This is a genomic window from Rufibacter ruber, assembly GCF_001647275.1.
Lineage (GTDB): Bacteria > Bacteroidota > Bacteroidia > Cytophagales > Hymenobacteraceae > Nibribacter > Nibribacter ruber_C.
On sequence record NZ_LRMM01000006.1, the window covers coordinates 56979 to 82399 of the forward strand.

21 protein-coding genes are annotated in these 25421 nt (G+C 50.4%); 12 read left to right on the forward strand and 9 right to left on the reverse strand.

The annotated features are described in order from the left end of the window. Nucleotides 1-129: 129 nt before the first annotated feature. Nucleotides 130-1437, reverse strand: coding sequence for a voltage-gated chloride channel family protein (locus tag A8O25_RS03970; protein WP_082893426.1), 1308 nt, complete (start codon nucleotides 1435-1437; stop codon nucleotides 130-132). A gap of 183 nt (nucleotides 1438-1620) precedes the next feature. Continuing rightward, nucleotides 1621-2856, reverse strand: a complete 1236-nt coding sequence (locus A8O25_RS03975; protein ID WP_066831163.1) for an ABC transporter permease — start codon at nucleotides 2854-2856, stop codon at nucleotides 1621-1623. Between the two features lie 139 nt (nucleotides 2857-2995). Here A8O25_RS03975 and A8O25_RS03980 point away from each other — a divergent pair, with 139 nt between their 5' ends. Further along, complete coding sequence (locus A8O25_RS03980) at nucleotides 2996-4261, forward strand: asparagine synthetase B (RefSeq protein WP_066831317.1); 1266 nt, start codon at nucleotides 2996-2998, stop codon at nucleotides 4259-4261. 135 nt (nucleotides 4262-4396) lie between these two features. Here the strand turns inward: A8O25_RS03980 and A8O25_RS03985 are convergent, their stop codons facing one another. From A8O25_RS03985 to lpxK, 4 genes are all read right to left on the reverse strand, one after another. Then, the gene (locus A8O25_RS03985) at nucleotides 4397-4675 is read right to left on the reverse strand and encodes a hypothetical protein (RefSeq protein ID WP_153042576.1); all 279 of its coding nucleotides are present in this window, start codon (nucleotides 4673-4675) and stop codon (nucleotides 4397-4399) included. A 196-nt stretch (nucleotides 4676-4871) separates the two neighbouring features. Continuing rightward, nucleotides 4872-5465 carry a MiaE family protein gene (locus tag A8O25_RS03990; RefSeq protein WP_277620004.1) on the reverse strand — a complete coding sequence of 198 codons (594 nt, stop codon included), beginning with the start codon at nucleotides 5463-5465 and terminating at the stop codon, nucleotides 4872-4874. Between the two features lie 143 nt (nucleotides 5466-5608). Continuing rightward, the gene (locus tag A8O25_RS03995) at nucleotides 5609-7534 is read right to left on the reverse strand and encodes a putative porin (RefSeq protein ID WP_066831169.1); all 1926 of its coding nucleotides are present in this window, start codon (nucleotides 7532-7534) and stop codon (nucleotides 5609-5611) included. A 38-nt stretch (nucleotides 7535-7572) separates the two neighbouring features. Then, nucleotides 7573-8643 (reverse strand): tetraacyldisaccharide 4'-kinase, encoded by a 1071-nt coding sequence (gene lpxK / locus A8O25_RS04000; RefSeq protein WP_066831172.1) that lies wholly within the window; start codon nucleotides 8641-8643, stop codon nucleotides 7573-7575. Between the two features lie 59 nt (nucleotides 8644-8702). Here lpxK and A8O25_RS04005 point away from each other — a divergent pair, with 59 nt between their 5' ends. From A8O25_RS04005 to groL, 10 genes are all read left to right on the forward strand, one after another. Continuing rightward, nucleotides 8703-9800, forward strand: a complete 1098-nt coding sequence (locus A8O25_RS04005) for a Nif3-like dinuclear metal center hexameric protein (protein ID WP_066831175.1) — start codon at nucleotides 8703-8705, stop codon at nucleotides 9798-9800. Nucleotides 9801-9807: 7 nt separating this feature from the next. After that, nucleotides 9808-10542: a zinc ribbon domain-containing protein gene (locus tag A8O25_RS04010; protein WP_066831178.1), complete on the forward strand. Its 735-nt coding sequence runs from the start codon at nucleotides 9808-9810 to the stop codon at nucleotides 10540-10542. A 156-nt stretch (nucleotides 10543-10698) separates the two neighbouring features. Beyond that, complete coding sequence (locus tag A8O25_RS04015) at nucleotides 10699-12030, forward strand: anthranilate synthase component I family protein (protein WP_241498925.1); 1332 nt, start codon at nucleotides 10699-10701, stop codon at nucleotides 12028-12030. A gap of 388 nt (nucleotides 12031-12418) precedes the next feature. Further along, nucleotides 12419-13855, forward strand: a complete 1437-nt coding sequence (miaB, locus tag A8O25_RS04025) for a tRNA (N6-isopentenyl adenosine(37)-C2)-methylthiotransferase MiaB (RefSeq protein ID WP_066831184.1) — start codon at nucleotides 12419-12421, stop codon at nucleotides 13853-13855. A 79-nt stretch (nucleotides 13856-13934) separates the two neighbouring features. Beyond that, a complete protein-coding gene (locus tag A8O25_RS04030; RefSeq protein WP_066831187.1) occupies nucleotides 13935-15215 on the forward strand; it encodes a sigma-54 interaction domain-containing protein in 1281 nt (426 codons plus the stop codon). Next, nucleotides 15196-15741 carry an LptE family protein gene (locus A8O25_RS04035; RefSeq protein WP_066831189.1) on the forward strand — a complete coding sequence of 182 codons (546 nt, stop codon included), beginning with the start codon at nucleotides 15196-15198 and terminating at the stop codon, nucleotides 15739-15741. The genes A8O25_RS04030 and A8O25_RS04035 overlap by 20 nt, the downstream gene beginning before the upstream one ends. Nucleotides 15742-15837: 96 nt before the next feature. Further along, nucleotides 15838-17445, forward strand: a complete 1608-nt coding sequence (locus A8O25_RS04040) for a hypothetical protein (protein WP_066831192.1) — start codon at nucleotides 15838-15840, stop codon at nucleotides 17443-17445. A 1-nt stretch (nucleotide 17446) separates the two neighbouring features. Further along, nucleotides 17447-17827, forward strand: a complete 381-nt coding sequence (secG, locus tag A8O25_RS04045) for a preprotein translocase subunit SecG (protein ID WP_066831195.1) — start codon at nucleotides 17447-17449, stop codon at nucleotides 17825-17827. Between the two features lie 318 nt (nucleotides 17828-18145). After that, nucleotides 18146-18436 (forward strand): co-chaperone GroES, encoded by a 291-nt coding sequence (groES, locus tag A8O25_RS04050; protein ID WP_066831331.1) that lies wholly within the window; start codon nucleotides 18146-18148, stop codon nucleotides 18434-18436. Between the two features lie 48 nt (nucleotides 18437-18484). Next, nucleotides 18485-20128: a chaperonin GroEL gene (gene groL, locus A8O25_RS04055; RefSeq protein ID WP_066831198.1), complete on the forward strand. Its 1644-nt coding sequence runs from the start codon at nucleotides 18485-18487 to the stop codon at nucleotides 20126-20128. 121 nt (nucleotides 20129-20249) lie between these two features. On the opposite strand, the gene A8O25_RS04060 is transcribed toward groL, so the two are convergent. From A8O25_RS04060 to A8O25_RS04070, 3 genes are all read right to left on the reverse strand, one after another. Further along, nucleotides 20250-20843, reverse strand: a complete 594-nt coding sequence (locus A8O25_RS04060; RefSeq protein WP_066831201.1) for a hypothetical protein — start codon at nucleotides 20841-20843, stop codon at nucleotides 20250-20252. A 115-nt stretch (nucleotides 20844-20958) separates the two neighbouring features. Further along, complete coding sequence (locus tag A8O25_RS04065) at nucleotides 20959-21798, reverse strand: glycoside hydrolase family 25 protein (protein ID WP_082893427.1); 840 nt, start codon at nucleotides 21796-21798, stop codon at nucleotides 20959-20961. Nucleotides 21799-21955: 157 nt separating this feature from the next. Continuing rightward, entirely contained in the window at nucleotides 21956-23539 is a 1584-nt protein-coding gene (locus A8O25_RS04070) for a peptide MFS transporter (protein ID WP_082893428.1), read from the reverse strand. Nucleotides 23540-23739: 200 nt separating this feature from the next. Here A8O25_RS04070 and pckA point away from each other — a divergent pair, with 200 nt between their 5' ends. Continuing rightward, a complete protein-coding gene (gene pckA, locus A8O25_RS04075; protein WP_066831204.1) occupies nucleotides 23740-25353 on the forward strand; it encodes a phosphoenolpyruvate carboxykinase (ATP) in 1614 nt (537 codons plus the stop codon). Nucleotides 25354-25421 lie beyond the last annotated feature (68 nt).

The window sequence follows — 25421 nt, forward strand, 5'->3', positions numbered from 1 at the left end:
CATCCAGATTTTCTGTTTTGGGGCTGTTTTCAAGAAAACAGCCCCAAAACAGAAAGGGGCTCTCTTTCCTTGGTTGGAGGCCGTTCTTGTTTTGCCTTCCCAGCGCAGAAACATGGTGCCCTACTTGTATTACAGTTCCTCTAATGACTTCCCGGTGTCCCTCCCCCAGAGTAAATGTTTGCTGCTCCCTACCACCTGCCCGCCGTAGATCCCTTTATGGCCAGAGAACAGATACGCAACCACGCAGGCCAAACCGGCATACATACCGCAGCCACTCCCAAAGAGTTCAACCGCCATAAAGGTACACGCCAGCGGAGTGTTGGCGGCACCGGCAAAAACTGCCACAAAGCCAAGGGCGGCCAACATCTCCAACGGCAGCGGAAGCCACGGGAACAAGGCATTGCCCAGGGTGGCACCAATAAAAAACAGCGGCGTCACCTCACCGCCCTTAAAACCACAACCCAGGGTCAACGCCGTTAAGAACAGTTTCAGGGCGAAATCATACCCAGGCAAAGGGGTTTCAAACGAGGCGACAATGGTGGGAATGCCCAATCCCACATAGTTGGTGGTGCCCAGGGCCCATAGAACCAGCAGCAGCAAGACACCGCCAATGGCAGGCCGCAAAGGGCGGTACGCAATGGTGGTTTTAAAAATAGCGGCCACCGCATGAGAAGCACCGGCAAACCCTCTCGCCACCACCCCAAAGCAGATCCCCGCCAAAAGGGTGGCCCCCAGTGACAGCACAGTGAAAGCAGGCGGCACCACCTCCGGATAAACCGTATGGCCCACCCCCCAACTCAGCGTGACCCAGTGCGCAAAACAGGCCGTTAAAAAGCTGGGCAACAGCGCGTGGTACCGGAGCTGGCCTATCAGAAAGACCTCTAGCCCAAAAACAGCACCGGCCAGCGGCGTACCAAACACTGAGGCGAACCCGCCGCTCACGCCACAGATCAGGAGCACCTGCCGGTCCCGCGGGCGGAGCTTCAGCCACGGGGTCAGTTGATCTGCCAGGCTTCCGCCCATCTGAACGGCAGTCCCCTCCCTTCCGGCGGAGCCGCCCACCAGGTGGGTAAGCACAGTGGCCAGCATGACCAGCGGGGCCATCACGAAGGGGATTCTGGCAAGGTTGGGCTTCTGGATTGTCTGGAGAAGCAAGTTGTTCCCTCCTTCTGAGCCTTTGCCCCCATACTGGTACGCAGCCCCAATAAGGAAACCCGCTACCGGAAGAAGGTAAAGTACCCACGCGTGCGTCTCGCGGTACTGGGTTACAAGCTCCAGCAACACCAGAAAAAGAGCAGAGGCAGACCCGGAGACGCCCCCCACCAGAAGCGAAATGAAAACCCAGCGCAAAAGGTACCTCAGCAGCACCCCGTGCCCCTGCCGGTGAAACGCTTTTTTAGGGGATAGTTGGGCAAGAAGATGTTGTAGAAACGGCATGTGCCTAGATTTGAAAAATACCTGCAGTAGCCTTTCAGGCGAAGGCAAGCCAACAGGTTGCTAAGACAGACTGCCTAAAAGTAACAGGTAAAGCAAATTCTTCCTTTTGCATGCCGAAGGATTTTTTGAAAGATTTCTGTTTTGGGGCTGTTTTTAGAAAAGCAGCCCCAAAACAGAAGATGCCTACTCATACCGAAGCGATTCAATAGGATCCAGCTTAGATGCTTTGTAAGCAGGGTAGTACCCCGAAATCAGACCAACGGTAATACAGGTGGCCATCCCTACAAACATCCAGAGCCACGGCACAATGAATTCGCCCTGACCTATGAGAATAGAGATGCCGTTGCCCATTAATACCCCAAATATGATTCCGGCAATGCCGCCCAGGACACAGATCACAATGGCTTCAATCAGGAACTGCTGCCTGATTTGCTTGATGGTGGCACCCAGGGCTTTTCTAATGCCAATCTCGCGGGTACGCTCAGTGACGCTGACCATCATGATGTTCATTAAACCAATGGAGGCCCCCAGCAGGGTGATAAACCCTACTAAAACCCCAAAAGATTTCACGTAGCCGGTAATATCATCCAGGGTCTTCGCCACAGAGTCACTGCGGGTGATTTCAAACGAGTCTTCCTGCCCCAGCGGGTCTTGCCGAAGCTTGCGCATGATACCGGTGGCTTCGTCCATGACAAAGGCCAGGCTGGTATTGTTGGTAATGACAGATTTAATGGAAAACGTCAGTGGCTGATTGGTAGGAATTTGGGTGGCCGTCTCTAAGGGGATAATGATCATCCGGTTGCTTCCGCCGCCGCCCAGTCCGCCGCCTTCATCTTTGATGGTGCCCACCACCTTGAACCTGCGGCCCAGCATAACAATGTTCTGCCCTACGGCACTTTGTTTAGGGAAAAGCTTTTTGGCCACCTCTGGCCCAATGATGGCTACCGGCGCCCCGCTTTGGTGCTCCAGGCTGGAGAAAGGGCGGCCTGCCTCCAGGTCATACGTTTCATTGGCCAGGAAATTCTCATCTCCCCCCTGCACACTGATATTGGGGTTGGTCTTGATGCTCCCGGCTTTCACCGTGGTTGCGCCAGAGATTTGGGTGGCCAGGCTTACCCGCGCCTTGCCTTCCATGAGCTCCTTGTAGCGCTTGGCCTGGAACTCGGTAATGTTAGGGTATACCTTGTTCTGCTTTCCGCCGCGGCTGCCGCGCCCCTCCCACTTCTTCTCTATGTCAAAAGAATTGGCCCCCAAGGTAGAAAAGGTACTGGAGACCGAATACTTGATACCCTCAATTGCCGTTAACATACCAACCAGGGCGGTGATGCCTATGGCAATGATCATAGCCGTGAGCACCGTTCTCAGGAGGTTGCTTTTAATGGACCGAAAGCCTTCCTTGATGTTTTCAGTATAATTCATAGTGGGTGAAAAAGAGCAGTACAGGAATAGGGTATCTGTCGTAGAAAGCAAAGAAATCTTACTACCATAAAAGTAATGGTTTTCCGGTTTACTGCCTGATTTTCTTAAATTTGTTTAAAACTGTTTGTAAATGAAGAAGATGATGCGCCGTTTGCTGGGGGTTGTGGCGGTTTTTCTGCTGGCGGGAACGCACAGCCGGGCCTCTTACCTGCTGCTGCCCATGGACAAAGACCAGAAGAACCACCTCAAGGCCTATGGTGTGGCGTACTGGGCCCTGCAACGGCAGGTGGAGGTTGACTGGCTCCTGAACTACCGGGGCGGCTCGTTCGCCTTCAAACATGCCCAGCCACTGGAGAATGAGCTGGTGGTGCGGGGTATTGGCTACCAAACCATCTCAGATGCGCAGTACAACCAGATTCTGCAGGAGATTGGGGCCCCTGAGTCTAACATGGATGTGATGAAACTGGAGAAGGCGCCTAAAATTGCGGTGTACTCCCCTAAATCAAAACAACCCTGGGATGACGCCGTGACCCTGGTACTCACCTACGCCGAGATCCCCTATGACGTGGTGTATGACCCAGATATTCTGGAAGACAAACTGCCCAAATATGACTGGCTGCACCTGCACCATGAAGATTTTACCGGGCAGCAGGGAAAGTTTTACGCTGCCTTCAGAAACGCCCCCTGGTACATAGAGCAGAAGCGGGAATCTGAGGCCATTGCCAAGCGGTTTGGGTTCAGCAAGGTGCCTGAGCTGAAAGGTGCGGTGGTACAGCGCATCAGGGACTTTTGCGCCGGCGGGGGCTTCATGTTTGCCATGTGCTCCGCCACCGACACGTATGACATTGCCCTGGCGGCACACGGCGTTGACATCACCGAAGTGATGTTTGATGGTGATCCGGCTGACCCGCAGGCGCAACAGAAGCTGAAGTTTGAGAACACCTTTGCCTTCAAAGACTTTACCCTGATCAGAGATCCCTTCCATCCTGAGTTTTCCAACATTGACAATTCACAGTTGGAGCGGGGGCTGCGCGAAGGCAGTGATTACTTTCAGCTCTTCACCTATTCAGCAAAGTGGGATCCCATTCCCACCATGCTGACCCAAAACCATAAGAAAACCATTAAAGGGTTCATGGGGCTGACCACCGGTTTCAAGAAAAGACTGATCAAATCAGACGTAGTGATTATGGGCGAAACCAAATCTATTGACGAGGCGCGTTACATTCACGGCACCTTCGGGAAAGGTACCTGGACGTTTTACGGCGGCCATGACCCGGAAGACTACCAGCACTTTGTGGAGGAGGAACCCACTGACCTGGCGCTGCACCCCAACTCCCCCGGTTATCGCCTCATCCTAAACAACATTCTCTTCCCGGCGGCCAAGAAGAAAAAGCAGAAAACGTGATGGATTGTTGATTGCTGATTGTTCTAAAAAAAGGCTTCCGTTGCTCATTTCCAGAAATGAGCCCCAAAACGGAAGCCTTTTTTTGTTGTATAAAGAAAAACTCAAGTGACCATTTCATAAATTACTTTTAGTACCTTACTGAGAGTCTTCCTTTTTATGCTGAATCACTACGTCTGGCACTCTTTCAATGGTTTCCATACCTATGAGTTTTCCATCCTGAAAATAATAAAATTGCTTGCCCCCGTCTGTCAAATTAATTTTATACACAGATTTTCCTTCGCTGAAAGAATATAAACTAGCCCCGAAATGTGTCTTTTTAAACTCTTCCTCCCCCATTCCAATCCTTGAATTGTAGGAAAGTGCCGCGCAGCCAGACAAAGAGATAAATAAGCAGATCGTAATTATTTTTTTCATAAGCTATTGGTGAAAGAAAGTGAAGAAAAGCTCTTAGCCATGCTTAACCCCAAAAAAGCAAAAAGCGCTCCATGTCTTCCACAGTTGCGCTTTTACTTAGACAATCACTATATAGTATAAAAATACAAGCCGAAGCCGCTGAACTTTCTTCTTTTTGCAATAAAACTTATTTTCTTGGATTTGACCAGCCTTTCCCTTAGTGCATTCTATCTGGCCTTGGCTCCAGGCTAGCGATGATGGTGGCTTCAATTTCCAGCAGTTCTTTCAGGCGGGCATCTACTACCTCTTTGGGCATGTATTCCTTGGCTAATTTCACATAACTCACATAATGGCCTGCTTCTGAGACCATGAGTTCATAATAGAATTTCTGCAGCTCTTCGTCTTTGATGTTCTTCCAGAGCAACTTGAACCGTTCGCAGCTCCTGGCCTCAATGAGGGCGTTAACCAGCAGGTGGTCCATGAGCTGGCGCTCCCGCTTATCCCCTTTCCTGATGTGTTTGCTCAGATGCACCACGTACTCGTCTGGGCGGTTGCGGCCCAACTCATAGCCTCGTTTTTTGAGCTCGTCCAGCACCCGCTCAAAATGGCTCCACTCCTCTGCCACCAGGGCGGTCATTTCTTCTACCAGCCTGGTTTTGTCTGGGTACTTCACTATGAGTGATATACCAGAAGAAGCCGCCTTCTGCTCACAAAAGGCATGGTCCACCAGAATATCTCTGATGTTCATTTCGGCAATGTTTACCCACCGCGGATCTGTTGGCAGCTCAAGTCTCAGGATAGTTTTGGCCACGATTTCTGGAGAAGTTAAGGGTGAAGGAGAGTTTTTATATGGGAAGAAAATGTCTTTCTGTTTTTGGCCTGTTTTTAAGAAAACAGGCAAAAAACAGAAACTGCACACTGGCTTGTTCTGGGAATTATAGTGAGGTGAAGACCTTAGTCATAGAAATTCCATTTCACCCCAAACTGGAAGCTGAAGGGGTTGGCAGCATAATACGGGGTGGTGAAGTAGCCTTGCTCCCAGCCGCTGGTTATGTTGTTGATGTGGCTTAGCTTCAGGAACAGGTTCACCGTTTTGATATCTGTGTTCAAGAAGACATCAAACGTGGGGTACCGGGTAATCAGGAAGGAGTTCTGCAGATGGAACTGCTGGGTCACGGGCATGTACCCGTCTGCATAGTAATCAGTATGCCAGTTCATCTCAAGGCCGGCCTGCAGGAAGATGGCTTTTTTGAAGAGCGGCCCTTCCCAGTACGCCTTGGCATTCACGTACCACTCCGGCATCCGAATGGCTTTTGGTCCGCTGGAGCTGTTGTAGTAGAGCGTGTTGTCAAACACAAAATGCTTCAGATTGAATTTATGCCGAAGCACCCCCTGCACCAGGTTGATAGCCCCGGACACCTGTTCTGGTTCAGCCCACTTTCCCCCAATAGAATCCTGGTAAAACACGTAATCACGTATGTTGGAGAACTGCAACTCAGCAAAGAAATAATGATTCTTCACCGTAGCCTCTACGGTTGCGGCTGTCTGGTTCACAGACACGTTTTTAAAGCTGTTAGACCATTCAAAATGATTGCTGAGCAGCCGCCGCTGCGTGAGTGTGGGTGAGTAAGAGGTACGGGTTTGCCTAAAGGCCAAGTACTTGTATTTCGCCTCGGCATTGATCCGGTAGTCCCCACCGCCAATCTGGAATTCTGCATCTGTGGTGACATAGATGTCATTTCTGAGCCTGAATTGCGCCTGCCCCCCTACAAAGTTTTCGGCAATGTCCAGGGTGGATTTATCCTGTTCATACCCCGCAGAATCTGCAGGCAGCCCGTTACGGGTGATGGGAATCAAAATGGCATCCCTTGCCTGGGTTTCATACCGGCCATCCCTTCTTTTGGCATATGCCCTGTAAACGAAAAGCCTGGTTGCCCCCATTACCCCGAAGGTGTTTTCCATCTGCCGGAAGTAGGTATTGTCTTCGGTTTGAGCAGAGTCACGCAAAACGGAAGGATAAAAAATCAACTCTCCTCTTTTAGAGTTATCAATGGACTGAAAGGGAATGCCATTTTCTGAGAAATCATTGCTCTGGCTGCCGTAGTCTAAGGTATGGTACAGTTGCAGACCAGAACCAATTAACCTAAGCCATTGGGTGGCGTGCAGCTGGTACCTTTTCTCCTCAGAGGCCGCCTGCTCCAACCAAACCGATTCATCTTTGTAATCAAAAAGGCTGTCCCGGGTATCGCCGGGTTTCGGCCTGATCCCCCCTAGTTCAATCTGCACATGACTGGTCTGGGCAAAGTTGGCTACCAGGCGGTACCGTTGGTTCGGGCTGAAGTAATGGGTAAACGTCTGCAAACCGTAATGGCTTAAGAACCCGTCCTGCCCAATAAGGAACGCCCCAAACTGGCGCTCGGCGCTCAGCCGCTCATACCCAATGCCCACGTTCCAGTTAGGAGAGATGTTACGGGTGTGCTTTGCCCTGAACACCTGCTCCCCCAGGGTTCCCTGCAGGTAATTCAGATAGGTAAAGGGAGATTTAGTGTCATAGTACTCTATGGTTGCCGGATTCACGGCGTAGGCGTCAAACGCATTTCTCCCTAACCGGGAACCCAACGTGAGAGGCATCTTCCAGAAAAGGGGCTGGGAAGCAGTGCCTACGTTCCCTAAATCCTGTTGCAGGGTTTTGTCATAATACCAGTGCCTCACCACCTGCATATTAGTCAGTAATGTGTCAATGGGCGAAAAAACGGTGTCACCCTTAAAAATATCGCGTTCATAAATGACTTTGACCGTGGCAGAACCATAAATGGCCTTGGTAGAGTCATCTATTACTTGTGCCTCTGAGAAAGAAAAGGTCCCTGCCCAAAGAAGCATGACAGCAGCTATAAATTTTGAGTACTTCACGTCCAAAATTAAAAATTATTATCTGAACCTTCCGGGAAAACCAACTGCTTCATTGTTGGCTCAAAAGAAGGCTTTCTTGAAGTGAACGCCACCTCAATGGGAATATAAAACACCGGCAGGTTCTGCCATACAGGAAGAAACGCTGGGGTCTGCCATTTTACGGCATCTTTTTGCGTCATGACAATACTTTCTGCCGGCTGGCCTGACTTGCCAAAAAAAGAAACCACCTCCTCCAGTTTAGAGTGAGTGAGGTCACTGTGGTCCGCCCATTCAAAATGGTGCACCACGTCATGCCCTTGCTTTTTTAGGTAGTCAAGTAATGGTTGGGCATTGGCGATGCCGGTTACTAAAACAAGCTTCTTCCCTAACGTTGCAGCAGCGCCAATTGGTACGGCCGGGGCGTATTGTATATAAGAAAAGAAAATTGGGGTACTGGAGCGGGTATACAGGGCAATCTGAGCCGTAATCGCCTGCTGTTGTTGGTTTGAAAGAGCAGCAGGGCATTTGGTCACCACTACCGCATCTGCCCGTCCTGCCCCAGCCTTTGGTTCACGCAGAAGCCCCACAGGGAGTAAAAAGTCTTTGGTAAACAAACGGCCATAGTCAGTGAGCAGGAGGTTCACCTTAGCCTTCACCGCCCGGTGCTGAAAGGCGTCATCCAGTAAAATCAGCTCCAGGTCAGGGAACAGTTGCAACAGCTGTTGTATTCCCGCCGCCCGCCGCTCACAGACTGCTACCGCAGCCCAGGGCAGGCTTTGCACGTACTGGAAAGGTTCATCGCCCAGCGTAGCGGCGGTGGCAGAAGCATCTGCCAAAACAAACCCTTTGGTCTTACGCTTGTACCCCCGGCTCAGGATAGCCATTTTTTTACCCTTGAATAGTCTGGCCAGATACTCAACCTGAGGGGTTTTGCCGGTGCCGCCCACAGTCAGGTTGCCTACGCAGACCACCGGAATGGGTGCCGCATACGTATTATACACCTGCCAGTCATAAAGTTTGTTGCGCAGCCACACCACGCCCCCATAGCCCCAGGCAAAGGGCAGCAACAGGAACCGGAAAGGACGCAATACAGACAGCATACCGTGCAAAAGTAGCTGAATTTTACCTTTCTTTGCGCTTCACGCCCTGAAACTAGCTTATGACGAAAATAAAAGAAGTGGTGCAGGTGCTGGAGCAATACGCTCCGCCTGCCTATCAGGAATCTTATGACAACGCCTCCCTGCAGGTTGGGGACCCGGAAACAAAGGTCACTGGCGTGCTGGTTACGTTAGATTGTACCTTAGAGGTAGTGCAGGAGGCCATTGAGAGAGGCTGCAATGTAATAGTGGCCCACCATCCGGTTATCTTCAAGCCCCTGAAGAGCCTGACGGGGAAAACGCCGGTTGAGAGAATCTTATTGAAAGCCCTGCAGCACCAGATTGCCATTTTTGCCTGCCATACCAACTTAGACCATGTGCACAACGGGGTCAATGCCAGGCTCTGTGAAAAACTGGGCCTCACCAAGACACGTATTCTGGCCCCCAAGACCCAGATCCTGACCAAGCTGGAAACCTACGTACCTCTTGAAGACACAGAGAAAGTACTGGCGGCTCTGCACCAAGCCGGGGCCGGACAGATTGGCGAGTACAGTGACTGCAGTTTTAGGGTAACGGGCACCGGACGGTTTACCCCTTCGGCGCAAGCCAACCCGCATACGGGAGAGCCCTGCAAAACCGAGGAAACCATTGAGAACAGGATAGAAGTCATCTTTCCCGGTTTTAAGCAAAACCAGATCATGAAGGCGCTGCTACAGGCGCACCCGTATGAAGAAGTGGCCCATTACCTGGTAACGCTGCAGAACGAGAACCAGGAAGTGGGTGCCGGCATGGTGGGCGAATTGCCTGACCCCATGGCGGCAGAACAATTTGTGCAGCACGTGAAAGAAACCCTGAGCATCAACACTTTCCGCCACACGGCCTGGCCAGAGAAACCTATCAAAAAAGTGGCCGTGTGCGGCGGGGCGGGAAGTTTCTTAACCCGCCCCGCCAAAGCCGTCGGCGCCGATGTATTCCTGACCGCCGACCTGAAATACCATGAGTTTTTTGAGGCCAGCAACCAGATGGCGCTGGTAGATGTAGGGCATTATGAAAGCGAAGTTTACACGAAGGAGCTTTTTTATGATATACTTACAAAATCTTTTTCTAATTTTGCAGTCGATTTGTCATATACTAATACAAATCCCGTTAGACACAGCTAAATATTACATGGAAAGTACTGTAGCAAGTAAGTTAGATGCACTTCTAAGACTTCAGAGCTTAGATTCCCAACTGGACAAAATTCTACAAGTGAGAGGCGACCTTCCTGAAGAGGTAAGAGACCTGGAAGATGAAATCGCCGGCTACCAAGTACGCGTAAACAAATTTGACGAGGAAATTGCCGAACTTCAGCAAACCATTGCCAATCGTAAGCAGGGTATCAAAGATGCCGAAAAGCTGATCAAAAAATACGAGGAGCAGCAGGAGAACGTGCGCAACAACCGTGAGTTTGACGCCATCACCAAGGAAATTGAGCTGCAGAAACTGGAGATCCAGATCAATGAGAAGAAAATCAGGGAGGCCAACTTCCAGATTGAGCAGAAGAACCAGGATATCCAGGAAACCAAAAACCGCCTGGAAGAGCGCCAGAAAGACCTGAACACCAAGAATGCAGAACTGCAGGTGATGGTAGACGAGAGCGAGGAAGACGAGCGCAAGCTGAACCAGGAGAAGGAAGAGGCCACCAAGCAGATTGAAGAGCGTCTCCTTTTCGCCTACAACAGAATCAGAAAGAACGTGCGCAACGGGTTAGCCGTGGTAACCGTGAAGCGTGACGCCTGCGGCGGATGTTTCAACACCGTTCCCCCACAGCGCCAGTCAGACATTGCCGCTAAGAAAAAGATAACGGTTTGCGAGCACTGCGGCCGTATCTTGGCAGACGTTGAGCAGAAAGTGGTTGCGTAACGTACCTTCTATATTTGAATCAGGAAAAGGATGGCCTCAAGCCATCCTTTTTTGTTTAGGCTTTGTGACTTTCTGTTTTGGCTGTTTTCTTGAAAACAGGCCCAAAACAGAAAGCAGATACCTCCCTTCGCGCGTTACAACAAGAACCTCCGGAATATGCCTATCTTTGCAGCCGTTTTTCACAAGCGTATGCAACAGCTCTCAGTGGCGTTTGATTCTTTGCCCGTTCCTGTCTCCCTCTGGAAACAGAAAGCCCTGGCTTGGGCAGAAGCACACCATGAGGCGGTGGCTTACTATGAACCTAACCAAATCCCTTACCGCCACCAGGCTTTCCAGAATATATTAGGGGTTAGGGCGCGGGCAGAAGCGACTCCTGGCGTTGATTGCGCCCATTCCTGGCAAGACCTCAGCCTCCTGCTCCAGCAGCAGCAGCAAACGCCGTTGCTGGGCTTTCTGACCTATGATTTAAAAAACGGGCTGGAGCAGCTGCAAAGCCACCACCCAGATTTCATTGGGTTCCCCCCACTCTACTTTTTCCGTCCAGAGACATGGTTTGTTTTTGACAAGGCTAAGGTGACCATTTTCTCTACCGTAGCACAGCCGCAAGTCATTTTACAGACAATTAATGCATGGGCGTTTTTGACCTCTTTTTCTGAAAACAGGCTAAAAATGCAAGCCCGGGTATCTAAAGAGAAGTACGTGCAGACCGTGCAGCAACTCAGGCAACATATTCTGGAAGGTGATGTCTACGAGGTTAACTACTGCCAGGAATTTTACGCTGAAAACGCGCAGCTAGAACCCTCTTCGCTGTTCTGGAAACTGAATGCGGCCTCGCCCACTCCTTTTGCCGGTTTTTTAAAACTGCAGCAGAAGTACCTGCTGTGCGCCAGCCCTGAGCGGTTCCTGAAAAAAGAAGGGAACCTGTTGGTCTCGCAGCCCATCAAAGGCACCAGCAAGCGCGGCAGTTCTCCGGCAGAAGACCTGGCCCGGCGCAGGGCTCTGGCCAGTAACGAGAAAGAGCAGGCCGAAAATATGATGATTGTAGACCTGGTGCGCAATGACCTTAACCGCGTAGCCGAAACCGGTAGTGTACAGGTTGAAGAGCTCTTTGGGCTGTATGGGTTCAAATATGTCTGGCAGATGATTTCTACCGTCACCGGTACGCTGCCCGCAGAGGTTTCTGCCGTTTCTGCGCTACAAGCGGCTTTTCCTATGGGCAGCATGACCGGAGCCCCCAAAATAATGGCCCTGGAGTTAATTGAAACCTATGAGCAAACCAAGCGGGGGCTCTATTCCGGCAGCTTCGGGTATTTTTTACCTAACAGAGATTTTGATTTCAATGTGGTCATCCGGAGCCTGCAGTACAATGCAACCTCAGGGTACGTGAGTTTTGAGGTAGGCAGCGCCATTACCTATGACTCTGACCCCGAGCAGGAATACCAGGAGTGCCTGCTCAAGGCGGCTGCCATTCTAAAGATTCTTTCATAAAGGCTTCATCCCGTCCTGTACACTTTTGGGCCTGATGAAAGCGTTGCCTGGAACAGGAGCGCCTGCCTGTATTTCTGTTTTCGGGCTGTTTTTTGAAAAACATGACCCGAAAACAGAACCGGGCCACCCCATAGGCTCACAGGTACGTGCCTGCACCAGATAGGAAAGGACTGCCCTTGATTGCTTTCCCAGCATTGATGAAGAACATTCCTGGGAAAGCAGGAAGATCCCCCTACCCTCCTGTTTCACGGCAGCCATCATTTTATGATCTGCTTTTTATGCAAAGCGCCTGCTGGTCAGGGAACAGGCGCCTTGGATTAAAAAATCAACTGCCATTCTGTCACATTCGGGGAGAATTTGAGTATCTTTGCGTTTTAAAGTTAGAGCAATGCAAGCACCCATTCTGGACTTAGACTTTATAGATAACCGTACCCCTGACCAAGCCGCCGCTTCCTGTGACACCAAGGTGAGCGCAGAAACCAATACCGGCCATCAGCGCAAGCTGTACATTGAGAGCTATGGCTGCCAGATGAACTTCTCAGACAGTGAGATTGTGACCTCCATCCTCTTTGAGGCAGGTTTTGACACCACGGCAGAAGTCACGCAGGCCGACCTGGTTCTGCTCAACACCTGCTCCATCAGAGAAAAGGCAGAGCAGACGGTCCGGCACCGTCTTACCCAGCTGCAGCACCTGAAAAGGAAAAAGCCGCACATGGTGGTGGGGGTACTGGGCTGTATGGCAGAGCGCCTCAAGAAAAACCTGCTGGAAGAGGAGAAAATGGTTGACCTGGTGGTGGGGCCAGATGCTTACCGTGATCTACCCGCGCTTATCAATGAAGTGGACGGCGGCCACAAAGCAGTCAACGTGCTCCTTTCACGGGAGGAAACCTACGCTGACATCAACCCCGTGCGACTGAACAGCAACGGCGTGAGCGCCTTTGTCTCCATTATGCGGGGGTGTGACAACATGTGCTCCTTCTGCGTGGTACCGTTCACCCGCGGCCGTGAACGCAGCCGTGACGCCCACTCAGTGGTGCGTGAGGCGCAGGAACTGGTAAACCAGGGCTATAAAGAGGTGACCCTGCTGGGCCAGAACGTAGACTCGTACAAATGGCAGTCTGAAGACGGTGCCGAGAAGGTGAATTTTGCCCAGCTGCTGGAACGCGTGGCGCTGATCAGCCCAGACCTGCGGGTGCGGTTCTCCACCTCCCACCCCAAAGACATTACAGATGAAGTGTTGTACACCATGAAAAAGTATGACAACATCTGCAAGTACATCCACCTGCCGGCCCAGAGCGGGAACTCCCGTATTCTGGAACTCATGAACCGGACCTATGACCGCACCTGGTACATGGAGCGGGTAGATGCCATCAGGAGAATTTTAGGGGTAGACTGCGGCATTTCCACTGATATGATTGCCGGCTTCTGCTCTGAAACCGAGGAAGAGCACCAGGACACGCTTTCCCTGATTGATTTCGTGCAGTATGACTACGCCTACATGTTCTTCTACTCAGAGCGCCCGGGTACCCTGGCCGCCAGAAAACTGCAGGATGATGTGCCGCTGGAAGTTAAAAAGCGCCGCCTCCAGGAAATCATTGACAAACAGCGGGAATACTCGCACCTCCGGAACCAGCTGGCGGTTGGGCAGGTGCACAAAGTGCTGGTAGAAGGTTTCTCCAAGCGTTCAGAGGAAATGCTCAGTGGCCGCAATGACCAGAACAAGGTGGTCATCTTCCCTAAGATGCATTTCAAGAAAGGCGACTACGTGAACGTTCTGATAAATGAATGTTCAGTGGGCACCTTGTTTGGGGAACCGGTTCTTTAGTGTGCTGCTGAATCAAATCACTCACGGGCTACCAGTAAAACAGCCCTTCAGCACATTTCCACTCTAGCACATCAGAAACATGCGCGAATTTGATATACAGTCAGTAAAGCAGCGGTTTGGGATTATTGGTAATTCCCCGTTGCTGAACCATGCCATACAGGTGGCCGTGCAGGTGGCCCCCACTGAAATGACGGTCCTGATCACCGGGGAGAGTGGCAGCGGAAAAGAATCGTTCTCTAAGATCATTCACCAGCTGAGCCCCCGTAAACACGGCCAATTCATTGCCATTAACTGTGGTGCCATCCCTGAAGGAACCATTGACTCAGAATTATTCGGCCACGAAAAAGGTTCGTTCACCGGGGCGCAGGAAGCCCGGAAAGGCTATTTTGAAGTCACCAACGGCGGCACCATCTTCCTGGATGAGATTGGTGAAATGCCGCTGGGCACCCAGGCGCGTCTGTTGCGGGTACTGGAGAACGGAGAGTTCATCAAAGTAGGGTCGTCTAAGGTGCAGAAGACAGATGTGCGGGTGGTGGCGGCCACCAATGTGAACCTATTACAGGCAGTGGAGCGCGGCCAATTCAGAGAGGACCTGTACTACCGCCTGAACACGGTGCCCATCAATGTTCCGCCGTTGCGGGAACGCGGAGAAGACGTGCACCTGCTGTTCCGGAAGTTTGCCAGTGACTTTGCAGAGCGGTACCACGTGAAGCCCATCATGCTGCAGCCCGAGGCGGTGCAAGAGTTGCTGCGTTACCGGTTCCCGGGCAACATCAGGCAGTTGAAAAACATTGTGGAGCAGATCTCAGTGCTGGAGCATGAGAAGGAAATTGACCGCGATACGCTGCGCAGGTACCTCCCGCAGGAGCAGATGAACCAGCTGCCGGCCCTCTTTCACGCTGCCGGGGCGCCTGATAACGCCAGCGGGATCTCAGAGCGCGACTTGCTCTACAAGGTACTCTTTGACATGCGCAAAGACATGAACGACCTCAAGCAGGTGGTGTTTGACTTATTATCACATCAGCAGGAAGACGCGGAACTCCTCAAGGCCAACCGGCATTTGTTTGATGAGGTAAGGCCGGCGTATGAGCAGCCGCCGGTGTACCGCGCCCCGGAGCGCAGAGACGGGTATGTTCTCACGGTTGATGAACATGAACCCGATGAATACGAGGAAAAAGTAGAGGACATCTCCCATGAAACCGAAGAAGAGAGCCTTTCTTTGGAGCATAAAGAAAAGGAAATGATCCTGAAAGCGTTAAAGAAGCACGGGAACAAACGCAAGTATGCCGCCAAAGACCTGGGCATCTCTGAACGCACCCTCTACCGCAAATTAAAACAATATGACCTTGAAGACCTGTAAGCCCTTTTTACGCCTGATCCCCTTGCTTTGCCTGGTGCTGCTGCTGGGCGGCTGCTACTCCTTTACCGGCACCAACATCTCACCAGAGATCAAAACCATCTCCATCACCAACTTCAGCAACGCCTCTGGGCAGGGGCCTTCCAACCTGCAGCAGTTTATCACAGAAGATTTCAAAGACTATTTCCAGCGCAACACGTCTCTGCGTCTGGTGCCTCAGGGCGGTGACTTGCAGATTAACGGCCAGATCACCAGTTACTCATTCAGTCCGGCGGCAATACAACGCACAGACGTGCCCGCCGGAGGGAACATTGGCTTAGACCAGGCGGGCGCCAACCGGTTGACCATTGTGATCCAGATCAACTATACAGATACAAAAAACCAGGCCAACAGCTTTGACCGGAGCTTTTCCGGGTTCTTTGACTTCCCCATTTCCCAGGACATCAACCAGATCCAAAGACCACAGATCCAAAGAATCACGGAGCCAATAATTTATAAGGTCTTTACCAGTACGGTGGCCAACTGGTAAGCAGAAAGAAGGGCTTTTTTAGCGATAAAAGGCTTTCAAGACTTCTTAAAATATACTAATTTCACTTGCCTAAAGAAGGCTTGAGGCAAAGAATACATGAACAAAGCGGCATTTTTAAATATAGTACGGCAGGTAGCCCCCATTCAGGACCAGGAAGTGGAAGACCTGGAGAAACTGGTGGTATCGTTTCCGTATTGCCAGACCGCCCATGTTCTATTGGCCAAAGCAGCCTATGACCGCGGCAGCATGCTCTCCACCCAGAAACTGAGACGGGCGGCGGCGCATGTTTCAAACCGCCAGCTCCTGAAACGCCTGGTTTACTCCCAGCCCCCAGTGCAGGAAGTGTTGGTGCTGCCGCCTGCGCCAGACGAAACCGCTGTTCCTGTTTTAGAGCTGGTTTCTGAAAAACAGGCCGAAAACAGCTTCGTGCAGGCTGATGTGGAAGACGTGGTATTGGTTGCCGCAGAAACAGAAGAGCAAGCTGACGCGTATTTGCAGGACCCCATACCAACAGCCCCTTTCACAGAAGAGGAACTGCATAGCGAAGAAAAGCTTGCCATAGGCTATGACCCTTCTCTAGCGCCTGAAGCCGCCATTCTGGAGGCCCTTGCCTCTCTGGACGAAGAAGACCTGCAGGAGGTGTTACCCGAAGCACTGGAGGAACCCCAGGAAGCGGCACCAGAACGTGCAGAGGTGGCAGAGGCAGCGCCAGAAGTTACTCTGGCAGAAGACACCTTTCCCCAACATCCAGAATCACCCGACCTTCCTGAAGAGGATGTCTTAGAGGCTGTACCGGAGGTAACCAGTGAGGTTGTCTCTGAAGAACCAGAGACAACCGTTGCTTCAGAAGCAGAGAACATTTCTCAGGATACCAGCCAGGAAGATGAAACTGAGCTCTTTGATTTAATCCAGATCAACAGCCTGTTTACCTATACGGCGCCTAAACCTCCCATCGCTTTTACCCATGAGGAGATTGTTTCTGAAATTGTATCTACCTCATTAAAAGCCGAAAACAACGCCTTACCTCCTGCTGCAGTGGAGGTAGATTCTGAGCCGGAGGCAGCGTTCACAGAAAACAGCACTGAGAACACAGCCGCACTTGAGGTTTCGCTTGCGCCCAATGCCTTTGTAACGGAGCAGCAGCCCACAGAACAACAGGCCTACCAGTACCCAACAGTGGCCTTCTCTGCTAACGGCCAGGAGGCAGTTGCCGGTACAGAGGCAGCTGATTCCTATCTGAACATATTCTACCAGAACAGCCTGGCCTACTGGATGGACTCCAGCCGCCTGGGTGAGAGCCTGCAGCTGAAAGATGAGTTAACGTCTGCCAAGCCCTACTACTTCCAGCCTGACCTGATTCTGGAGCATGTAAGGCAGAATGCAACGGAGAAGCGCGTACCTGCCGCTGAGGCCCCGGCTGCTAAACTGGACCAGCAGCTGGACATCATTAACCAGTTCCTGAAATCTAATTCCCGGTTAAAGACGCTGGCCAGTGTGCAGCAGAAGAATGAGCCGCAGGAAGACCTTTCAGCGAAGAGCTCTAAAATTAAGAAGAACCTTGCCTCTGAGAACCTGGCGCAGATTTACATCAAACAAGGCAAAGGCCGGAAAGCCGTTAAAATTTATGAGCAGCTCATTGTAAAGTTTCCCGAAAAAAAGAGTTACTTTGCACAACAAATTGAAAAATTAAGAAACGAACCTTAGTATGTACATTGCCCTGATCAGCGTTATCCTCTTCCTTTGTGTGTTGTTGGTGTTGGTAGTATTGTCTCAGAACTCCAAAGGTGGCGGGTTGTCCAGCCAGTTTGGCGGTGGCGGTACCAGCCAGTTGATGGGGGTGAAACGCACCGGCGACCTTCTAGAGAAACTGACCTGGGGTTTTGCCATTGGTATTATTGTTTTAACCCTTTGCTCCCACATGATTGTTTCTGATGGAGGCGCAGAGGTACGCAGCGTAAACGAACAGCGCGCCGGGCAAGCACCTGCCCCTGCCCCAGCGGCTCCCGCTATTCCGCAGCAAGGCCCGGGAGCAACCGCTCCTGCCCAAACGCCGGCGGCTGCCCCGGCCACAGACACAGCCCAATAATCAAAACCGTTACTATAGCCCTTTATTGGAATCCGACCTTTACCGGTTCGGATTTTTTTTTACCCTTTCTGTTTCTGGCCTGTTTTTCTGAAAACAGGCCAGAAACGCCACATGGCTCACACTTAAACTGACATTTTTAAAGTCGGCGGGGCGGGTGGTGTCAGTACAAGCGTAATCTTGGCAGAGTGGCAGGGGCAGAAAAGCGGCAAAGATGGCAGAGAAGCGGAGTTGGCACAGGAATCGCTAGTAGCCTTACCGTCTGTGGCAGGTGTGCTGCAGAACATTATCGTTAACTTAAATAAATCTTATAACAAACCTATGGCCTTAGATCTAAAACCATTGGCAGACAGAGTAATTGTGTTACCTGCTGCGGCTGAAGAAAAAACCAAGTCTGGTATCATCATCCCAGATACTGCCAAAGAAAAACCACAGCGCGGCGAAGTAGTAGCCGTAGGAGAAGGAAAAATCTCCGATCAAGGTGTTTTAGTAAAGTCACAGTTGAAAGTTGGCGACCAAGTATTGTACGGCAAGTATGCCGGTACTGAGATCTCCCTGGAAGGAGCCGACTACCTGATCATGCGGGAGTCTGACATCCTGGCGGTTCTTTAATCTCATCCTGTTAAACACATCAACCACCATAATCTATTTTAAGAAACTATGGCATCTAAAAACATTTCTTTCGACGTAGAAGCGCGCAATAAGATTAAAAAAGGCGTGGATACTCTGGCAAATGCCGTGAAAGTAACCCTTGGCCCTAAAGGCCGCAACGTGATTATTGACAAGAAATTTGGCGCTCCCAGCATCACCAAAGACGGTGTAACTGTTGCCAAAGAAATTGAACTCAAAGACGCCGTGGAAAACATGGGCGCACAGCTGGTGAAAGAGGTTGCCTCTAAAACCGCAGACTCTGCCGGTGACGGTACTACAACTGCCACCGTTCTGGCGCAGGCTATCTACGGTGCCGGTTCTAAGAACGTGGCCGCCGGTGCCAACCCAATGGACCTGAAACGCGGTATTGACAAAGCCGTTCTGAAAGTGGTAGAGAACCTGAAGGCCCAGTCTAAAAAAATTGAAAACTCTTCTGAGATTGCCCAGGTAGGTACCATCTCTGCCAACAATGACGTGGAAATTGGTCAGATGATTGCTGACGCCATGGACAAAGTAGGCAAAGACGGTGTGATCACCGTTGAAGAGGCAAAAGGAACTGAGACCGAAGTAAAAACGGTGGAAGGGATGCAGTTTGACCGCGGTTACCTGTCTCCTTACTTCGTGACCAACCCTGAGAAAATGGAGGCGGAGTTTGACAACCCGTACATCCTGATCTACGACAAGAAAGTTTCTACCATGAAAGAATTGCTTCCGGTTCTTGAAAAAGTGGTACAAACTGGCAAGCCGCTGGTCATCATCTCTGAAGACGTTGACGGTGAAGCCCTTGCTACTCTGGTAGTAAACAAACTGCGTGGTTCTTTGAAAATTGCCGCGGTGAAAGCCCCAGGTTTCGGTGACCGCCGCAAAGCCATGTTGGAAGACATCGCTATCTTGACCGGCGGAACTGTTATCTCTGAAGAGCGTGGTTACAAATTAGAAAATGCAACTTTAGAGTCACTAGGTCAGGCTGAGCGCGTGATTATTGACAAAGACAACACTACTATTGTAAATGGTAAAGGAACCAAAGACGGTATTGTTGCCCGCGTGAACGAAATCAAAGCGCAGATTGAGAAAACCACTTCTGACTATGACCGTGAGAAGTTGCAGGAGCGTTTGGCTAAATTGTCTGGCGGTGTGGCCATTCTTTACATTGGTGCCTCTACAGAGGTAGAAATGAAAGAGAAGAAAGACCGCGTTGATGATGCCTTGCACGCTACCAGAGCTGCCGTAGAAGAAGGTATTGTGGCCGGTGGTGGTGTTGCCCTGATCCGTGCATTAGATGCCCTGGACAGCGTAGAAACCCGTAACGAGGATGAGAAAACCGGAGTGCAGATTATCAGAACTGCCCTGGAAGCTCCTTTGAGAACCATTGTGGCCAACGCCGGTGGTGAAGGTTCTGTGATTGTAAACCAGGTACGTGCCGGTAAGGCAGACTTCGGTTACAACGCCCGTGATGACAAGTTTGAGAACATGTTTGCCGCTGGTATCATTGACCCTACCAAAGTGACCCGTCTTGCCTTAGAGAACGCTGCTTCTGTGGCCAGCCTGCTGCTGACTACTGAGTGCGTGATTGCTGACGAGCCAGAGGAAGCCGGTGCTGGCGCCGGTGCCGGTATGCCAGGTGGCATGGGCGGCATGGGTGGCATGATGTAATCTGTCCCAGCGCACGCTGATAAATAAAAAAAGCCCCGGCTGCAAAGCTGGGGCTTTTTTTATTGGCTATGATTTCTGTTTTTCGCTGTTTTGGCTAAAACAGCCCGAAAACAGAAACAGGCTATTTCTTCTCTTTTATCTTGATGTTGATTTTATGAGGGGCTGTCTCATCACCGCCAAAATAAGGGTATAATTGATAGCCGTTGCCCTCACCTGTGCAGCTACGGGAATGTTCCACTGCTTTTTTGCCGTCTACTTTGAACGTGTATTTAGAATCAGACAAAGACAGTTCACAGGAGTACCACTTGTTCAGGTCAATGGCGGTGATGAACGTGGATGTGTTCTTTCCGTCAGCATAAGAATACGCCATCAGCTCCAGCCTGTCTTTATACCATCTCCACCCAAAGCGGGCGCTGTTGGTGTGGTGAAAGCTGCCGCAGTCAGACATGCCGTAAAGCTTGTTGATGTCTGCCTGGTTTGTAGGGTTCTTGGTTTTGTAGATGGCGGTAGAGTCAAACTTCACCTCAAAAACCAGTTTGCTCTGCTTTAAGGTTCTCAGTGGATTGGTTGTCTCATGGTCACCTGACTCAATAACATAATTGACGCCCTCCTCTCCTGCGGCGGGTTCATCTGAAGAGATCAGGTCTTCCAGTGAACAGGCTGAAAACGCCAGACAAAGAGCCAGGAAGGGTAGCTTTTTAATAAAGGGGTACATGTGAATAGTTTTAGGTAGAATGTATGGATACCTAATCAAAAATAGCAGGGGCTTGGTTCCTTAATATCAAGACGTTACAAAAGAATCTTTATGGAATGGTACCCAGGAAATAAAATTAAAATCTGGCGGGCTCATAGCACATATTGTAGAGGTCTTCCATGGTGCCGTTGAAGACGTTTAGGTCCAGATTGCCACGCACGCCTTTCAGTTTTCCGGTGCTGGTATGCTGCCAGAAAACCCAATTGCGGTTGCCTATCTCATGACTCTTTTTAGGATTGTAATGGGCAATCCAGAGGGGATAATCATCAAAGTGCCCGGCCAGGTGCTTTTCATAGAAGGCATAATTGGTATAGATGATGGGCTTGAGGTCATACTCCTCTTCTACCAGGTCCAGCCAAAGCTGTACTCCGGCTACAATCTCCTCATCAGACTGGTGGTTGGTCACCTCCACATCCAATACCGGCGGCAGGTCTCCCGCCTCCAGTTTTACTTTGTCCAGAAAGTTCTTCGCCTGCTTTTCAGCGTCTCTTGAGGGTAAAAAGAAATGATATGCCCCGCGCAAAACATCATGCTGCTTCGCCTGCTTCCAATGTCTGGCAAAGTAGCGGTCCTGGTGGGTAATACCCTCGGTGGCTTTAATAAAGGTGAATTTAATCTTTTGCGCCTTAACCTGTTTCCAGTTCACGCTGGGCTGGTGATGGGATATGTCCAGGCCCGCCACTTCATAGCCGCTGGGGTGGAACTTGGTCAAGGTATTGGTTTGGGTAGCCTCGTCAATTTTATGTTTCAGGAAAGCCAGCCTCCCCCCCTCTTTGTAGTATTCAAGGGCCAGGCACAGCAGCAGAAAAGCAGCAATACCCGCAAGTATAGGCTTCCAGAGGCTGCCTTCTGCCGCCGCCTTCTTTTTAGAAGTGGATTTTCTGGTGCGGGAGGTGGAAGATGATCTGGCGGCCACTGCAAGTCAACTAAAGGTGAAACGATGGTAGAACCGAAAGATTTTTAGACAGTGCCTACCCCGCTGCAAAATTAAGAATTCTTCTGGCTTGCGGGGTTAAAATAAAAAAAGCCTCTGCCACCTTGGTGGCAGAGGCTTCCCTAAGGAGTGAAGCTAACTATTCAATACCGTGCATTTTTCTTTTCAAGGTTCCGTTCAAACCTAACATTACCAAGCCGGCCAAAATAGGCAGGGCGGTGAAGATCAGGAAGAAGGTTGTGATAGAATACGCCTCGGTGATTTTATCAATATAAGATCCCGTCCAACCGGCCAACGTGTTCGCAACGAAGTTGGCAACAAACCAGATACCGAACATTAAGCCTACCAGACGCGCAGGAGACAGTTTGCTCACATAAGATAAACCTACCGGCGAGATGCACAATTCACCCAGGGTATGGAAGAAATAAGCCAAGATTAGCCAAATCATACTCACAGAGGCGGTTTTGGCACCCTGCGGAATATCAAGACCTCCAAATGCCAATATCCCAAAACCTAACCCCAGGAGGAATAAACCAATGGCAAATTTCACGGGAGCAGATGGGTTGTATTTGCTTTCCCAGATTTTGGAGAAGAGCGGGGCACAGGAAATGATAAAGAACGAGTTCAGGATCTGGAACCAGGACGCCGGCACCTCGGTCGCATCAGAGATGAACTCTCTCCTCAGCATCCAGATGATGATACCCCAGATTATGACAAAGCTGGTACCCAGAAAAAGGTTTGAAAAAGGAATACGGCTGTACGTCTCCTTAAAGAGATTCCAGAGAACAACAGTCAGAATGAGCATAGGCACTACCACCAGAATAGCATTGGCCCATTTAAAGAGGTTAGCACTGTCTCCCTGCAACAGGCGGTTGGTATAGTCTTTGGCAAAGATGGTCATAGAGCCACCTGCCTGCTCAAAGGCCATCCAGAAGAAGATCACAAAGAAGGCGAGCACAGAGATCACAATCAGCCTGTCCCTAACAATATGAGCGGGTGCCTCTTCTGCTTTGGCAGCTGCGGCACTTCCTGAGTCTAACAGTGTTTTGGGGGATAATCCAATGTTCCCGAATAATTTCTTGGAGAAGGCAAACTGCAACATGCCAAACAGCATAAAGATACCCGCCAAACCAAAGCCCCAGCTCCAGCCTACTTTCTCGCCAATGTACCCGCAAAGAAGAATGCCCAGGAAAGCGCCTGAATTAATCCCCATATAGAAGATGGTATAAGCCGCATCTTTCTTTTCTGGGTTCTTTGTATACAGCTGACCCACCATGGTTGAAATATTTGGTTTAAACAACCCGTTCCCTAAAATGATCAGGACCAAACCAATGTAGAAGAAAACTTCTGTTTCAACAGCTAAGCTGGCATGGCCCAGAGTCATCAGCAATGCGCCCAGAATAATGGCCGTGCGGTAGCCGGTAAACCTGTCTGCAATAAAACCGCCAATAATAGGAGTAAGGTACACCAAGCCTGTATAAATACCGTACAGTTGCAAGGCAGAATCCCTCTCCCATGCCCATCCGCCGTCTGCCAGGGAGGAAGTTAGAAAGAGCACGAATAAAGCCCGCATCCCGTAGTAGCTAAAGCGTTCCCACATCTCTGTAAAAAAGAGTACGAACAATCCGCTGGGGTGCTTTTTCCCAAGATTCATTTCTTGCTCGCCATACGGAATATTATGCTTGCTGACTTGATCAGTAAGTGGATGATCTTTTTCAGACATAAAAAAAGAGTTGTTTGAATAGTAAGTGATGTTACAAAGAAGGTAAATATACCATATTCAGAATAGACACACAAAATTTACCCCCGCCTGTGCAACTTTTGCGTAAAAAAGATAACATGTGTTAGTTTTTTTATAATTTTGTCAGCTGAAAAGGAAAATAACGCTTTCGGTTTAAGAAATTAAAAATAAATACTTCCTTTATGAAAGAATTTGGCAACAAACGGACCGGTATGGATCTTAGTAGTTTAGGGATTACAGAAGCCAAAGAAATTCTTTGGAATTTGACTCCAGCAGAGTTGGTTGAGGCGGCTCTACAGAACGGCGAAGGGTTCTTAACTGACACTGGGGCTTTGATGTGCGATACCGGCAAGTTTACCGGCCGCTCCCCCAAAGACCGCTTTGTGGTGCGGGATGAGAACACCCAGGATTCAGTATGGTGGGGTGATGTGAACATAGCCTTTGAACCAGCCAAATTTGATGCCCTTTACCAGAAGATGGTGGCCCACCTCTCTGGCTGTACCCTTTATGTGCGGGATGCCTATGCCGGCGCCCATCCAGAATACCGGTTGAACCTTCGTATTGTCAATACCCAAGCTTGGCATAACCTCTTCTGCAACAATATGTTCCTGCGGCCTTCCGCCAAAGAACTTGAAACCATCACTCCTGATTTCACCATTATCTGTGCCCCTGAGTTTGAAGCTGATCCAGCCGTAGACGGAACCAGACAGGCCAACTTTGCCATCATCAATTTCAGCCGCAAGATGATCCTGATTGGGGGTACGGGTTATGCCGGTGAAATGAAGAAAGGCATTTTCTCAGTCTTGAATTACCTCTTACCGCATGAGAAAAACACCCTCTCAATGCACTGTTCTGCCAACGTGGGCAAAGACGGTGACACCGCTATTTTCTTCGGATTATCTGGAACGGGCAAAACGACGCTTTCTGCCGACCCTGAACGCGGTCTCATTGGCGATGACGAACACGGCTGGACCAAAGACAGTGTCTTCAACTTTGAAGGCGGCTGTTACGCCAAAGTGATTGACCTGACCCGGGAAAAAGAGCCCCAGATCTGGGATGCCATTAAGTTTGGGGCAATTGTAGAGAACACCCGTTTTATAGAGGGCACCCGCACCGTTGACTACACAAACAAATCAGTCACGGAGAATACCCGTACCGCCTACCCTATTTATCACATTGAGAATGCCGTTGAACCGTCACGGGCCGGTATTCCCAAAAATATCTTCTTCCTGACGGCAGATGCCTTTGGGGTGCTGCCTCCTATCTCCCGCCTGAACAAGTGCCAGGCCATGTACCACTTTATCTCTGGCTATACAGCCAAAGTAGCCGGGACAGAGGTGGGGGTTACAGAGCCACAGACTACCTTCTCGGCTTGTTTCGGGGCCGCTTTCCTGCCACTCCACCCTACCCGCTACGCAGAGATGCTGGGTAAGAAAATGACAGAAAACAATGTGAATGTGTGGCTGGTGAATACGGGTTGGACAGGTGGTGCCTACGGAACCGGGTCCCGCATGAAGCTTAGCTATACCCGGGCCATGATCACTGCTGCCCTTAACGGTGCCTTAGACCAGGTTTCTTTTGTGAAACACCCTGTATTTGGAGTGGAGATGCCAGAAAGCTGCCCACACGTTCCGGCCGACATCCTGAACCCGCGCAACACCTGGTCTGACAAAGAGGCCTATGACCACAAGGCTAATGAATTGGCCCGTTCATTTATTAAAAACTTCAGCAAGTATGCTGATTTCGCAAACGATGAAATACTAGTCGGCGCCCCTGAGGTGGCGGTTGAGGTATAAAGCTTTTTTTAATTACTTCCTTCACTTAATAAAGCCTTCCATTTAGTGGGAGGCTTTTTTTATAATAA

Excerpts from the sequence above, each read along its gene's own strand:
- A8O25_RS03970 (WP_082893426.1), bottom strand. The coding sequence starts at position 1,437 with ATGCCGTTTCTACAACATCTTCTTGCCCAACTATCCCCTAAAAAAGCG.
- A8O25_RS03975 (WP_066831163.1), bottom strand. The coding sequence starts at position 2,856 with ATGAATTATACTGAAAACATCAAGGAAGGCTTTCGGTCCATTAAAAGC.
- A8O25_RS03980 (WP_066831317.1), top strand. The coding sequence starts at position 2,996 with ATGATGCGCCGTTTGCTGGGGGTTGTGGCGGTTTTTCTGCTGGCGGGA.
- A8O25_RS03985 (WP_153042576.1), bottom strand. The coding sequence starts at position 4,675 with ATGAAAAAAATAATTACGATCTGCTTATTTATCTCTTTGTCTGGCTGC.
- A8O25_RS03995 (WP_066831169.1), bottom strand. The coding sequence starts at position 7,534 with ATGCTTCTTTGGGCAGGGACCTTTTCTTTCTCAGAGGCACAAGTAATA.
- lpxK (WP_066831172.1), bottom strand. The coding sequence starts at position 8,643 with ATGCTGTCTGTATTGCGTCCTTTCCGGTTCCTGTTGCTGCCCTTTGCC.
- A8O25_RS04005 (WP_066831175.1), top strand. The coding sequence starts at position 8,703 with ATGACGAAAATAAAAGAAGTGGTGCAGGTGCTGGAGCAATACGCTCCG.
- A8O25_RS04010 (WP_066831178.1), top strand. The coding sequence starts at position 9,808 with ATGGAAAGTACTGTAGCAAGTAAGTTAGATGCACTTCTAAGACTTCAG.
- A8O25_RS04015 (WP_241498925.1), top strand. The coding sequence starts at position 10,699 with ATGCCTATCTTTGCAGCCGTTTTTCACAAGCGTATGCAACAGCTCTCA.
- miaB (WP_066831184.1), top strand. The coding sequence starts at position 12,419 with ATGCAAGCACCCATTCTGGACTTAGACTTTATAGATAACCGTACCCCT.
- A8O25_RS04030 (WP_066831187.1), top strand. The coding sequence starts at position 13,935 with ATGCGCGAATTTGATATACAGTCAGTAAAGCAGCGGTTTGGGATTATT.
- A8O25_RS04035 (WP_066831189.1), top strand. The coding sequence starts at position 15,196 with ATGACCTTGAAGACCTGTAAGCCCTTTTTACGCCTGATCCCCTTGCTT.
- A8O25_RS04040 (WP_066831192.1), top strand. The coding sequence starts at position 15,838 with ATGAACAAAGCGGCATTTTTAAATATAGTACGGCAGGTAGCCCCCATT.
- secG (WP_066831195.1), top strand. The coding sequence starts at position 17,447 with ATGTACATTGCCCTGATCAGCGTTATCCTCTTCCTTTGTGTGTTGTTG.
- groES (WP_066831331.1), top strand. The coding sequence starts at position 18,146 with ATGGCCTTAGATCTAAAACCATTGGCAGACAGAGTAATTGTGTTACCT.
- groL (WP_066831198.1), top strand. The coding sequence starts at position 18,485 with ATGGCATCTAAAAACATTTCTTTCGACGTAGAAGCGCGCAATAAGATT.
- A8O25_RS04060 (WP_066831201.1), bottom strand. The coding sequence starts at position 20,843 with ATGTACCCCTTTATTAAAAAGCTACCCTTCCTGGCTCTTTGTCTGGCG.
- A8O25_RS04070 (WP_082893428.1), bottom strand. The coding sequence starts at position 23,539 with ATGTCTGAAAAAGATCATCCACTTACTGATCAAGTCAGCAAGCATAAT.
- pckA (WP_066831204.1), top strand. The coding sequence starts at position 23,740 with ATGAAAGAATTTGGCAACAAACGGACCGGTATGGATCTTAGTAGTTTA.